Below are 12790 nucleotides of genomic sequence, written 5' to 3'. Positions count from 1 at the left end.
GGGAAGCAGGATGTCGGTGCCCGCACGCAGCGGCACGCGAGAGAAGGCACCGGAGGTCCCCACGGGACGTCTCGTGCTCCAGCCCCCTCCCGAGATCACCCCGTCCGAGGGCGCGAGCGGCCTGCTGATGCAGGCGGTGCCGATGCTCGGCTCGCTCGGCTCCATCGGCTTCGTGGCCCTGTCGCAGAACGGCGCGCGCGCCTGGCTGACCGCCGGGATGTTCCTCGTCGCCAGCGTCGGGTTCGTCCTCGCGAGCGGTCTGCGGCAGCGCCAGCAGCACGCCGCCGGCGTCCTCGCCGCGCGCCGCGAGTACCTCGCCTACCTCCAGGAGGTCCGCGGCACCATCCGCGACGCCGCGGCCCGCCAGCGCGAGGCGGCGCTGTGGGACTACCCGGACCCCGCCGCGCTCCCGGTCATCGCCGCGGAGGGCACGCGCGTCTGGGAGCGCCAGGTCTCCGACGTCGACTTCCTCCAGGTGCGGATGGGCACGACGTCGCAGCCGCTCTGCCTCGAGCTCGAGCCGCCGGAGACGCCCCCGCTGGCCCAGCTCGACCCCGTCGCCGCCTCGGCGCTGCACCGCCTCCTCTCGACCCACCGCGTCCAGCCCGGCCTGCCGGCGTCGGCGGCGCTGCGGGCGTGGCCGCACGTCGAGGTGACGGGCGACGCCGACCCCGCGCGCTCGCTGGCCCGCTCGCTCGTCCTCCAGGCCGCGATGCAGCACGCTCCCGAGGACCTCGTCGTCGCCGCCCTCGTCTCGCGCGAGGCGCGTGCCGAGTGGGAGTGGCTCAAGTGGCTGCCGCACGCCCTCAGCCCTCGCGAGCACGACGCGGTGGGTCCGGTGCGGCTCGTCGGGGAGTCGGTCCACGACCTCCTGCCGCTCCTGCCCCAGGAGATCGTCGAGCGCCCGCGCTTCGGCCCGAGCGAGCGCGGTGCGCTGCCGCACGTCCTGCTCGTCGTCGACGGCGGGCACGTGCCGCCGGGTAACCCGGTCGTCACGCCGGACGGCGTCCTCGGTGTCACCGTCCTCGACCTGCCGGAGCAGTGGGGTGAGCTCGACTCGGGGACGACGCTGCGCCTCGCCGTCGGCCCGCGCACGACGAGCGGACCGCGCGCCGGCACGGCCCCGCTCGAGGTCATCAGCCTCGCCCGCGGGGTGGCCCACGGGGTCGCCGACCAGCTCTCGACGACCCGCGCCGAGGCCGCCGCCCGCCGCCTCGCGCCGCGCTACACCGCCGACGAGCCCGAGGCGCGTGACGCGCTGAGCGCCTCCACCGAGCTCGTCGACCTCCTCGGCACCGGCGACGTCCGCGACTTCGACGTCGACACCGCGTGGCGCGCGCGCCTGCAGCGCGACCGCCTCCGCGTCCCGATCGGCGTCGACGAGAAGGGTCTTCCCGTCGCGCTCGACATCAAGGAGTCGGCGCAGCAGGGCATGGGCCCGCACGGCCTCGTCATCGGCGCCACCGGCTCCGGCAAGTCCGAGCTGCTGCGCACCCTCGTGCTCGCGCTCGCGATGACGCACTCGCCGGAGTCGCTCAACTTCGTCCTCGTCGACTTCAAGGGTGGCGCGACGTTCGCCGGGATGGCCGACATGCCGCACGTCTCGGCCGTCATCACCAACCTCGGCCAGGAGCTGACGCTCGTCGAGCGCATGCAGGACGCGCTCCAGGGCGAGATGACCCGCCGCCAGGAGCTCCTGCGCTCGGCGGGCAACTTCGCCAACGTCACGGACTACGAGCGCGCGCGTGCCGGCGGCGCCGACCTCGAGCCGCTGCCCGCGCTGCTCATCGTCGCCGACGAGTTCTCCGAGCTGCTCGCCGCCAAGCCCGAGTTCGCCGACCTCTTCGTCGCCATCGGCCGCCTCGGACGCTCGCTCTCGATGCACCTGCTGCTCTCGTCGCAGCGCCTCGAGGAGGGGCGCCTGCGCGGGCTGGAGTCGCACCTGTCCTACCGGATCGGCCTGCGCACCTTCTCGGCCGGCGAGTCCCGCACCGTCATCGGCGTGCCGGACGCCTACGAGCTGCCGCCCGTCCCGGGCCTGGGCTACCTCAAGCCCGACCAGACGACGCTGACGAAGTTCAAGGCCGCCTACGTCTCCGGCCCGCCGAAGGGCCGCCGGCGCCGCGCCGCGAGCGAGCCCGGCGGCTCGGGGCCGTCCGAGATCCTCCCGTACACCCTCGCCCCGGTCGCGGCCGGACGGCGCGCACCGGTCGAGCCCGCGGCCCCGGCGCCCCAGGAGGCCGCCGAGGAGCGCGCGGTCTTCGACATCGCCGTCTCGCGGATGAAGGGCCACGGCCGCCCCGCCCACCAGGTGTGGCTGCCGCCGCTCGACGTCCCGAACTCGATGGACCAGCTGTTCGGCGACCTGCGCGAGGACCCGGCGCTCGGGCTCACGAGCCCGTCGTGGCGGGCGCGCGGTGACTACGTCCTGCCGGTCGGCATCGTCGACCGGCCGCTGGAGCAGCGCCGCGAGCTGTTCGTCCTGCGGCTCGGCGGGGCCGGCGGCCACGTCGCCGTCGTCGGCGGTCCGCGCTCGGGCCGCTCGACCTTCGCCCGCACGCTCGTCACGGCCATCGCCCTGACGACGACGCCGCTCGAGAGCCAGGTCTACGTCCTCGACTTCGGCGGCGGCACGTTCACGCCGATGGCCAAGCTCGCCCACGTCGCGGGGGTCGCCAACCGCAGCGAGCCGGAGGTCGTCCGCCGGCTCGTCGCGGAGATCCGGGGCATCGTCGACGCCCGCGAGGCCTACTTCCGCGCCAACGGCATCGACTCGATCGAGACCTACCGTCGCCGGCGGGCCGAGGGCCGGGTCGACGACGGCTACGGCGACGTCTTCCTCGTCGTCGACGGCTGGCCCACGGTGCGCGCCGAGTTCGACGAGCTCGAGGGGCAGATCACCGAGCTCGCCGGCCGCGGCCTGACCTTCGGCGTGCACGTCGTCCTCACGACCTCGCGCTGGATGGACTTCCGCAACCAGATCCGCGACGTCCTCGGCACCCGCGTCGAGCTGCGCCTCGGTGATCCGACCGACTCCGAGGTCGACCGGCGCATCGCCGCCAACGTCCCCAAGGGGCGCCCCGGCCGCGGCCTGACGATGACCAAGCACCACTTCCTCGGGGGCATCCCGCGGATCGACGACCGCGGCAGCGTCGACGACCTCGGCGACGGCGTCGAGGACCTCGTCACCCGCGTCAACGCGGCCTGGCAGGGTTCGCGCGGCCCCAAGCTGCGCCTGCTGCCCGAGGAGATCACGCTCGACGCCGTCCGCGAGCTCGCCGGGCCCGACGACCGCCGGCTGCTGCTCGGCGTCGACGAGGCCAACCTCGCCCCGATCGGCCTCGACCTCGCCGAGGAGCCGCACCTCTACCTCCTCGGGGACGGCGACAGCGGCAAGACCGCGTTCCTGCGCACCGTGGCCCACGAGGTGGCGCGCCTGCACACCCCGGACGAGGCCAAGCTCTTCGTCGTCGACTACCGCCGCGGCCTGCTCGGCGAGCTGCCCGAGGCGCACGTCGGCGAGTACCTGACGACCGAGGAGCAGACCGTCGGGGCCGTCGAGGGCATCACGGAGTTCCTCCGCACCCGTCTGCCCGGCCCCGACGTGACGCCGGAGCAGCTGCGCGCCCGCTCGTGGTGGAGCGGCGCCGAGGTCTACTTCCTCGTGGACGACTACGACCTCGTCGTCACCTCGTCCGGCTCGCCGCTGCGGCCGCTCGTGCCCCTGCTCGCGCAGGCGGGCGACGTGGGTCTCCACCTCGTCGTCACCCGGCGCAGCGGTGGTGCGTCGCGGGCGCTGTTCGAGCCGGTGCTCCAGAGCATCCGCGACCTCGGCAGCCCCGGGATCCTGCTCTCGGGCAGCCCGGACGAGGGGATGCTCATCGGCCGCGTCAAGGCGTCCCCGCAGCCGCCGGGCCGTGCGCGCATGGTCTCGCGCGACCTCGGGGACCAGGTGTTCCAGACCGCGTGGCAGCCTCCTCGTCACCGCTGACCTAGGCTGCCCGCATGGAGCCCGTGTACCGCCCCGTCATCCACGCGGCCAAGACCCTGTTCTTCCTCCAGGGCACCCGCTTCACCATCACCGGTGAGGAGAACGTGCCGCGCACCGGTGGTGCCGTCATGGCGATCAACCACACGTCCTACCTCGACTTCATGTACGCCGGGCTGCCGGCGTGGCCGCACCGCCGCTACGTGCGGTTCATGGCCAAGAAGTCGATCTTCGTCCACGGTGTCGCGGGGCCGCTCATGCGCGGGATGCACCACATCCCCGTCGACCGGCACAACGGCGGCGAGGCGTTCCGGCTCGCCGTCGCCGCGCTCAAGGCCGGCGAGATCGTCGGCGTCTTCCCCGAGGCGACGATGTCGCGCTCCTTCGAGCTCAAGGAGTTCAAGCCGGGCGCGGTGAAGATGGCGCAGGTCGCCGGCGTGCCGGTCCTGCCGACGACGATCTGGGGCGGGCACCGGGTCTGGACCAAGGACCACCCGAAGCGGATGGGCCGGGCCAACATCCCCGTGCACATCGCGGTCGGGGAGCCGATCGTGCTCGAGCGCCGCGAGGACGTCACCGCGGCGACCGCGCGGGTCAAGGCGGCGATGCAGGCGCAGCTCGACGTGCAGCAGGCGGCCTACCCGGCCCTGACCGGCGACGAGCTCGTCTACCTGCCGGCGCGCCTCGGTGGCACCGCACCGACGCTGCAGGCCTCGCACGAGGCCGACGAGCAGGACATGCGCCGCACCCGCGACAAGTTCACCGGCTGACCCCGCCGCTCGGGTCGGTCACGCAGGAGCTCCCGCCGCACCCGGACGCTGTGCGGAGTCGCGGGAGCTTCTGCGCGCCCGAGCATCCGCGCCGTCACGGTGACGACGCGGAACCTCCACAGGGACGCGGATGCATCCCCGTCCCGCCGGAGCAACCGCGCCGCGGGTGTGGCGATCGGCGGCGGACGGGCTCTGGTGCGGGGCGTCAGGACAGGCGCATACTCGGCATCGCGGGGCACGGCCTACCGGGCGGCGAGGGGGACGACGTGGCGAATGCTCGTGAGTGGACCGACGAGGACCAGTCGCTGCTCTACACCTGCCACCTGGCGGCAGACCTGTTCGCCGGCCGCCCGTTGCGGCCGGCGCCGGTGACGACGACGTTTCCCCCACAGTTCGCGCACGACGAGTGCTTCCTCGCCGGCGGTCGCTTCGTGCTCAACGTCTTCGACTCGCCGGGCGACGGGACCTACCAGCACGACAGCAGCTTCTTCCTCGCGACGGGACGAGGCGGACTGGCGATGACCGCGGGTTACGCGGCCGGCCGCGCCTACACCAACTCGCGACGGCGGAAGCGAGCCGCGGCGGACGCCCGGCCACGGTGGCTCCCCAGGTACGTCGGCGTGATGACGGTGTCCGACCGTGGCATCTACCTGCGCACGCCGCAGGACTTCATCCCGTGGGACTGGGGTTTCGTGCAATCCTGCGAGGTCGTCGGCTTCAACCAGGTCGTCCTGGCAGCCCCGGCCACCGACGGCCGGTTGGCGCACTGGCTCCTCCAGTCGCCGTACGCCGAGCTGTTCTTCCTGCTCTGGGCCCATGCCCGGTACCCCGGCCACCCCCAGCTGGTCGACGACCGGTGGCTGCCTCCGAGCTGGACGCGCTGGGCGTCCGACCTGGGCAAGCGACCCCCGCTCGTCCGGCCCCCGGCCCATCCGGAGGCTCTGGGCTAGCGGACGCCTGTCCTCCGGGGTCAGACGGAGTGGCCGAGGTGGGCGAGCGCCTGCCGCAGGAGGACGCCGTGGCCGCGGTCCATCTCGGCCTGCACGCCCGGGTCGAGCGCCTGCGCCGGGGTCAGCCACGTGAGGTCGAGCGCGTCGTTCTGCGGGGCGCAGTCGCCGGCCACGGGCACGACGAACGCGAGCGACACCGCGTGCTGGCGCGGGTCGTGGAAGGGCGTGACGCCGGGCGTCGGGAAGTACTCGGCCACCGTGAACGGCTGCGGCGCCACCGGGATGCGGGGCAGGGCCACCGGCCCGAGGTCCTTCTCGATGTGGCGCAGCAGGGCGTCGCGGATGCGCTCGTGGTGCAGGACACGACCCGAGACGAGCTCGCGGCAGACGCGGCCCTCGTCGTCGAGGCGCAGCAGCACGCCGAGGGCGGTGACCTCGCCGCGGTCGTCGACCCGCACCGGCACGGCGTCGACGTAGAGGATCGGCAGCTTCTCGCGCGCCGAGTCGAGCTCCTCGCGGCTCAGCCAGGCGGGGTCGCGGTCGAGCTCGAGGGGGTTCATGGAGGCGATTGTGCCAACTGTCCCGGCGCCCGCGACCGGGGGCTCGCCGGGGCGTCGGCGTCACCGGCCTCCTCGAACGCCACGGGCGCCTCGAAGGCGGCCCGCCGGGCGGCCCGGCGCAGCGCCCCGAGCACCGGCCGGGCGGTGACCGAGACGAGGACGACGTTGGTCAGGGCGCGCCCGAGGTCCCAGCCGAGGCTCGTCGCGAGGCTGAAGACGACGAACCGGTGGAGGTTCTCCAGCAGGGGCGCTCCCGCGACGAACGACAGCCCGCCACCGGTGCCGGTCGAGAACGGCCAGAACGACAGGTTGAGCAGGAACCCGTAGGCGAGGCCGGCGAGCGCGCCGTACCCGGCGAGCAGGGCCACCTCGGCCTTGCCACGCGCCCGCGGCAGGAGGCCGGCGCCCATCCCGACCCACGCGGCACCGAGCATCTGGAAGGGCAGCCACGGGCCGACGCCGCCGGTGATGAGGGCCGACGCGAAGAGCGTGACGGCGCCCTGGACGAACCCGAACCCGGCGCCGAAGACGCGCCCGCCGAGGACGAGGAGGAAGAAGACGGTCTCGAGCCCGGCGGTGCCGGCCCCGAGCGGACGCAGGGCGGCGCCGACGGCCGAGAGCACCCCGAGCATCGCCACCGCCTTGACGTCCATCCCGCCCTCGGCGATCTCGGCGAGGACGACCGCGAGCAGCAGCGGCAGGACGAGGGCGAAGACGAGCGGGGCATCCGCCGAGTGGGCCAGGCCCGAGGACGGGTCGACGAGCAGCGGCCAGCCGAAGGCGACGAGCCCGGCGAGGCTGACCAGCGCGACGGCGACGGTCGAGCGTGGCCGCATCCGGATCGCGCGTCCGGGACGGGCGTCGGCGGCGCTCACCGGACACCCGCCGGGAGCGCGGTCCGGACGGCGTCGACGGTCAGCCACGGGCCGGGGCGCAGGACCTTGGCGACCTGCGGTGCGAACGAGGGGGAGGAGACGACGACCTCGGCGGTCGGGCCGTCGGCGACGACCTCGCCGGCGGCCATGACGACGACCCGGTCCGCGACCTCGGCGACGAACTCCACGTCGTGGGTGGCGACGACGACGGCCCGGCCGCGGGCGGCGAGGTCGCGCAGGGTGGTCGTCAGGGCGGCCTTCGCGGTGGGGTCGAGGCCGCGCGTCGGCTCGTCGAGGAGCAGCACCGGCGGGTCGGCGGTCAGCTGCACGGCGAGCACGAGGGCGAGCTTCTGCCCCTCGGAGAGGTCGCGCGGGTGCCGGTCGGCGGGGATGCCGGGCGCCAGCCGGGCGAGCAGCCCGGCGCACGTCCCTGCGGGGACCGAGCTCTCGCGGTCGGCCTGCATGCACTCCCCGTCGACGGTGTCGAGGTAGAGCAGGTCGGTCGCGGTCTGCGGGACGAGCCCGACGACGGCCCGCCGGCGCGCGGGCGACAGCACGGACGGCTCGACGGGGGTGCCCGAGGGTCGGGCCACCTCGACCCGGCCCGACGTCGGCCGCGTCGAGCCCTGGAGGGCCCAGAGCAGGCTCGACTTGCCCGAGCCGTTGCGCCCCATGAGGGCGGTGACCTCGCCCGCGGCCAGGCCGAGGTCGACCCCGGCGACGGCGATGACGTCACCCGGGTGGCGCACGACGACGCCGGCAGCGCGCAGGAGCGGGGCCCCGCCCGGTTGCTGCTCGACCGCAGGCTTCGGCGCGTCGGCGAGCTCCGCCCGCAGGCCGCGGGAGGCCCGCCGCGCGTCGCGCACCGACAGGGGCAGCGGGCGCCATCCGGCCCAGCGGCCGAGTTCGACGACGGGCGAGGCGATGTCGCTCCACCGCATGACCTCGGCCGGCTCGCCGTCGCGCACGACCCCGCCGGCGCCGACGTGCAGCACGCGGTCGGCGTAGTGGAGCACCCGCTCGACCCGGTGCTCGGCGACGACGACCGTGACCGCGAGGTCGTGGACGAGCCGGGTGATCGTCGCGAGCACCTCCTCGGCGCCGGTGGGGTCGAGGGCCGAGGTCGGCTCGTCGAGGAGGATGACGCGCGGGTGGGCGGTCAGCACCGAGCCGATGGCGACCCGCTGCTGCTGCCCGCCGGAGAGCTCGCGCAGGTTCGCGCCGCGCAGCTCGGGGATGCCGAGGACGTCGAGCGTCTCCTCGACCCGCTTGCGCATCGTCGTCGCCGAGAGGCCGAGCTGCTCCATCCCGTAGGCGAGCTCCTCCTCGACGGTGTCGGTGACGAAGCCGGCGAGCGGGTCCTGGCCGACGACCCCGACGAGGTCGGCGAGGTCGCGCGGGCGGTGCTCGCGGGTGTCGCGGCCGTGGAGCAGCACGCGGCCGCGGAGGGTGCCTCCGGTGAAGTGCGGGACGCGCCCGCACATCGCGCCGAGGAGGGTCGACTTGCCCGAGCCGGTCCGCCCGACGACGAGCGCCAGCTCGCCCTCCTCGACGACGAGGTCGACGTCGCGCAGGACGGGGGCGTCGGCGCCGGCGGGGGTCACCGAGACCGACTCGAGGACGATGGCCTGGTCAGACACCGGCCACCTCCCGGGCGCCGCGCACGGGCACGCGCGACGGCGGGCGGGGCGGCTCGGGGGTGAGGAACGCCGGGAGGGCGGCCACGAGCAGCCCGACGACGGCGAGCAGCGGGAGCGCGGGCACGCCCAGCGGCTCGAGCGGCATGGCCAGGGCGTCGGGGGTGGTGCGGCCGACGACGGTGAACACGGCGGCGGGGACGACGCCGCACGCGACGGTCAGCCACTCGGGGGCGCCCCAGGCGTCGGGTCGGTAGGTGGTGGTGCGCACGTGGCGCCCGCCGAGCCAGAGGCCGGTCAGCGCGAGGCCGAGACCGACGACGAGCGACGGGGTGCCCATGAGCGTCGGCGTCGAGGCGTCGAGGATGCCGTAGAGGCCGACGGCGGTGAGCAGCAGCCCGAGGAGGGTGACCGCACCCGTCACGAGGCGCTGCCGTGGGGCCGCCGTGCCGCTGCGGCCGTAGCCGCGGGAGTCCATCGCGGCGGCGAGGAGCAGCGATCGCTCGAGGGTGTCCTCGAGCACCGGCAGGGCGATGGCGGGGACGGCACGGATGCCCTTACGCGTCTCGCCGCGCAGGTCGCGGGCGCGCCGCACCCGCTGCACCGACTCCGCGAGCTGCGGTGCGACGGAGACCGACACGACGACGGCGGCGCCGACCTCGTGCAGGGCGGTGGGCAGGCTGCGCAGGAGCCGCTTGGGGTTGGCGAGGGCGTTGGCCGCCCCGATGCACGCGATGATGACGGCGAGCCGCAGGCCCAGCGTCGCGGCACCGAGCAGGCCCTCGAGGTAGACGTCGCCGCCGACCTGGATGCCCGCCGCCCACGACGGCAGCGTCGCCTCGGGCAGCGGGAGCACGCGGAGGGTGCCGAACTTCAGCCCCACGAGGACGTGGAGGACCACGCGCACGACGATGATCGCGAGCCCGAGCCACAGGTAGAGCCGGAAGGCCCGGGCCCACGGCGAGGACCCGCGGCGGGCCGACACGACGAGGGCCGCGACGGCGAGCGCGAGGAGAAGCAGCAGCGGGTTGGTCACCGCGCTGACGGCCACGGCGAGCCCGATCGCCCATCCCCACCAGGCGCCCGGGTGGACGGCGCGGGGGAGCGATCGGGTCACCGTGGCATCATCCCAGCCGGCTCAGGACGCGCGACGGCGCGAGACCCACACGGCGCCGCCGCCGACGAGCAGGACGAGCGCCGCGCCCACGGCGAGCGTGCCGAGGCCGCCGCCGTCGGAGGCCTCGGCGCTGGTCGGCGCCGCGGCGAGGCTCGGGGCGTCGGACGGGTCGCTGCCGGGGGTCGCGGCCGCGGTCGCCGAGGGGGAGGCCGACGTCGTCGGTGCGCCGGTGGGGGTCGCCGTCGCCGAGGGGGCCTTCGTCGCCGAGGGCTTCGTCGCCGTCGAGGACGACGCCGACGGGGACGCGCCCTTCGTGGTCGCAGGGCCAGAGGTCGCCGACGAGCCGGACGTCGTGCGCGGCGCGCTCGTCGTCTTCCTCGGCGTGGAGGTGGGCTTGCTGGTCTTCTTCGGCGTGGAGGTCGGCTTCGGGGTCGATGTCGCCGTCTTCGCGGGCGGGGCCGTGCCGGGGGCGCCGCCGGAGCCGAACTTCCAGCCCTCGACGCTGCCCGGCTTCGGGTCGTAGGAGCCCGCGCCGAGGCTGCTGTAGCTCCACGAGCCGCCGCGCGAGGCGTGGAAGTACGCCCAGTACGCCGAGGCGGGCGGGGTGTTGACGCACCCGGCGGAGCTCGGCGCGCCGTTGATCCGGCAGACGAAGCCGGGCTGGCGCTGGACCTGGGTGACCGAGAAACCGGCCTTGGCGAGGGCGTCGAGGCCGCTCGTCGGGTCGCCCGGGGCGCACGCGACGGTCGTCGAGGACCCGAAGTCGACGACGACCGTGACGCCCGTGGTGCCGGAGCAGGCGGCGGCCGAGGCCGGGGCCGCCGCCGCGACGACCCCGGCGGTGGCCAGGGACGCCGCGGCGGTGACCGCGAGGAGGCGGGAGAGGAGGCGACGCATCAGGCGTGCGCCCCCCGACGGCCGCGCGAGAGGGCGACGGCGACGCCGCCGAGGACGAGCAGCACGAGCCCGACGAGCACCGGCACGAGCGGCTCGGAGCCGGTCTGGGCGAGCGACCCGGTCGGCCCCGCCGCGACCGGGTCGGTGGTCGAGCCGCCACCGGAGCCCGCGGTGCCGGTCGGGTCGCTCGTGGAGCCACCCGTCGAGGTCGGGGCGGAGGTGGAGGTGGCGGACCCGGACGGGCTGGCCGTCGGCGAGGCCGACGCGCAGGCGAGGTCCGGGGCCTCGGCGTCCGCGCCGGTGGCGGTCACGGAGCCGAGCGGCGTGCCCACGAGGGCGAGCAGGGCCTGGGCCGTCGAGCGGCGGACCTGGTCGTCGCTCTTCGCGTCCGCACCCTGCGCCACCTTCTTCTCGTATGACTCCCGGTCGTAGGCGATGCCGCCGCGCAGCGCCGCGGGGAAGGTGCAGTCGAACTGCAGCGACCTCAGGTAGGACTGCGCGAGTCGCGCCTGTGCCGTGCGGCCGCCGGCGAGGAACGCCTGGCCGGCGAGACCGGTGCTGTTGGCGTTGAGGACGGCCGTGAGACCGGCGCCGGGCACACCGCCCGAGGCGTCCTGGATGCCCGCGAGGTAGTCGAGGCCCTGGTTGGCCTCCGTGGAGCGACCCCCGACGGCGATCAGGGCCTGGACCGCCATCGCGGTGGCGTCCGGGTCGGCGCTCGCCGAGTCGGAGCAGCCGGCGTCGGTCATGTAGAGCTGGAACCCGCCGCCCGGGCACTGCTGCGCGGCGAGGTAGGCGACGGCGGCGTCGCTGGGGCCGGCGCCGGCACGGTGCAGGCCGATGAGGCCGAAGGACTGCCCGAAGACGTTCGAGTAGTCCTCGGTGAGGGGCTCGCCGGTCTCGGCGTCGAGGGTGAGGTCGGTGTAGCGGCCCGTGGGCTGCTCGCGACCCTGGAGGGTGGCGACGAGGTCGACACCCCCGAAGGAGGTCGGGTCGACCTTCTGGGCGACGGCGACGTTGAGGAGCTTGGCGACCGCCCCGGACGCGACCTCGCCGGGGTGACCGCTGTACGCGACGCCGATGTAGTCCTTGACGTTCGCCTCCTTCGCGAGGAACTCGGTCGCGAGGGTGGCCTCGTCCTGCCCGGTGCCGGCGGCGTCGAGCCCGAGGACGGCATCGGCGGTGGCGCCGTAGTACGGGAAGTCGAACCCGTCGTACGAGAAGTAGTGGCGGTCCCCGACCCGGAGCTGCTCCTCGAGGAAGTTCGCGCCGACGAGGACGGGGTCGGTCGAGGTCGCCGGGCCCTGGGCGGCCGCGACGCCGTAGCGGCGGGCGTCGCCACCGGGGACGAGACCGGTCGGGGCCTCGTCGGTGGGGGAGGCCGAGGGCTTCGGCGAGGCGGGCGTCGTGGCCGACGGGCTCGGCTCGGCGGTCGCGGTGGCCGAGGGGCTCGGCTCGGCGGTCTCCGACGGGGTCGGCGACGCGGAGGCGTCCGGCGTCGTGGTGGCCGACGGCGAGCCGCTGGGGGTGGCGGTGGCGGACGGGGAGGGCGACGCGTCGTCGGCCTGCGCCACGGCGGGCGCGCCGACGAGCGCTGCGGAGAGCAGCAGGGCCCCGAGCGCGCGGGCGCCGGGACGGAGCGTGGTGGGGGACATGGGGCCTTCCTGAGCGGTTCGTGACGAACGCCCGACCCACCGGGACACCCCGGCACCCGGGCTCCGTCCCGCATTCCTCGACGGGTGTGATGGAGCCGCTCGCGCCCGCTGGGCATTCCGACTCGCCACCCTCGCGGGTGACCTACGGCTGCGGGACAGTGCCGGACTTCGACCGGCTTCCCCCAGGCGGGTGCGTGTGGTGTCGCGCTCACGTGCGACGCGGTGAGCCTACCCCCACGGGAAGTCGGTGGGTACCACGCGCCCGGCCCCGGTATCATCGTCCCCACAGGCGCTCGAGCCGTCATCAGCGGCGAGCCTCCGGAAGAACGGGACGCGAGTCC

9 protein-coding genes and 1 riboswitch are annotated in these 12790 nt (G+C 75.2%); of the genes, 3 read left to right on the top strand and 6 right to left on the bottom strand.

Translation table 11 applies throughout. The annotated features are described in order from the left end of the window. Positions 1-10 precede the first annotated feature (10 nt). The 3 genes from eccCa to KMZ30_RS09100 all read left to right on the top strand — a co-directional run bounded on the left by eccCa (position 11) and on the right by KMZ30_RS09100 (position 5708). Entirely contained in the window at positions 11-3991 is a 3981-nt protein-coding gene (gene eccCa / locus KMZ30_RS09110) for a type VII secretion protein EccCa (RefSeq protein ID WP_215520003.1), read from the top strand. A gap of 14 nt (positions 3992-4005) precedes the next feature. Beyond that, the gene (locus KMZ30_RS09105) at positions 4006-4758 is read left to right on the top strand and encodes a lysophospholipid acyltransferase family protein (protein ID WP_215512647.1); all 753 of its coding nucleotides are present in this window, start codon (positions 4006-4008) and stop codon (positions 4756-4758) included. A 266-nt stretch (positions 4759-5024) separates the two neighbouring features. Then, positions 5025-5708, top strand: coding sequence for a hypothetical protein (locus KMZ30_RS09100; RefSeq protein WP_215512646.1), 684 nt, complete (start codon positions 5025-5027; stop codon positions 5706-5708). Positions 5709-5728: 20 nt separating this feature from the next. On the opposite strand, the gene KMZ30_RS09095 is transcribed toward KMZ30_RS09100, so the two are convergent. The 6 genes from KMZ30_RS09095 to KMZ30_RS09070 are packed head-to-tail and all read right to left on the bottom strand — an operon-like array spanning position 5729 to position 12449. Then, a complete protein-coding gene (locus KMZ30_RS09095; RefSeq protein WP_030527400.1) occupies positions 5729-6268 on the bottom strand; it encodes an NUDIX hydrolase family protein in 540 nt (179 codons plus the stop codon). Then, the gene (locus tag KMZ30_RS09090; protein WP_308279697.1) at positions 6265-7143 is read right to left on the bottom strand and encodes an ECF transporter S component; all 879 of its coding nucleotides are present in this window, start codon (positions 7141-7143) and stop codon (positions 6265-6267) included. Before KMZ30_RS09090 ends, KMZ30_RS09095 begins: the two co-directional genes overlap by 4 nt. Further along, positions 7140-8783 (bottom strand): ABC transporter ATP-binding protein, encoded by a 1644-nt coding sequence (locus tag KMZ30_RS09085; RefSeq protein ID WP_215512645.1) that lies wholly within the window; start codon positions 8781-8783, stop codon positions 7140-7142. Before KMZ30_RS09085 ends, KMZ30_RS09090 begins: the two co-directional genes overlap by 4 nt. Then, positions 8776-9897 (bottom strand): energy-coupling factor transporter transmembrane component T, encoded by a 1122-nt coding sequence (locus tag KMZ30_RS09080; RefSeq protein ID WP_215512644.1) that lies wholly within the window; start codon positions 9895-9897, stop codon positions 8776-8778. The genes KMZ30_RS09085 and KMZ30_RS09080 overlap by 8 nt, the downstream gene beginning before the upstream one ends. A 21-nt stretch (positions 9898-9918) precedes the next feature. After that, positions 9919-10794 (bottom strand): hypothetical protein, encoded by an 876-nt coding sequence (locus KMZ30_RS09075; protein ID WP_215512643.1) that lies wholly within the window; start codon positions 10792-10794, stop codon positions 9919-9921. Further along, positions 10794-12449, bottom strand: a complete 1656-nt coding sequence (locus KMZ30_RS09070) for a prenyltransferase/squalene oxidase repeat-containing protein (protein WP_215512642.1) — start codon at positions 12447-12449, stop codon at positions 10794-10796. Before KMZ30_RS09070 ends, KMZ30_RS09075 begins: the two co-directional genes overlap by 1 nt. 110 nt (positions 12450-12559) lie before the next feature. Beyond that, a riboswitch (cobalamin riboswitch) is annotated at positions 12560-12632 on the bottom strand. Between the last annotated feature and the right edge of the window lie 158 nt (positions 12633-12790).

This window comes from Phycicoccus mangrovi (assembly GCF_018729305.1).
Lineage (GTDB): Bacteria > Actinomycetota > Actinomycetes > Actinomycetales > Dermatophilaceae > Phycicoccus > Phycicoccus jejuensis.
This window is presented reverse-complemented; position numbering and strand designations above follow the sequence as displayed.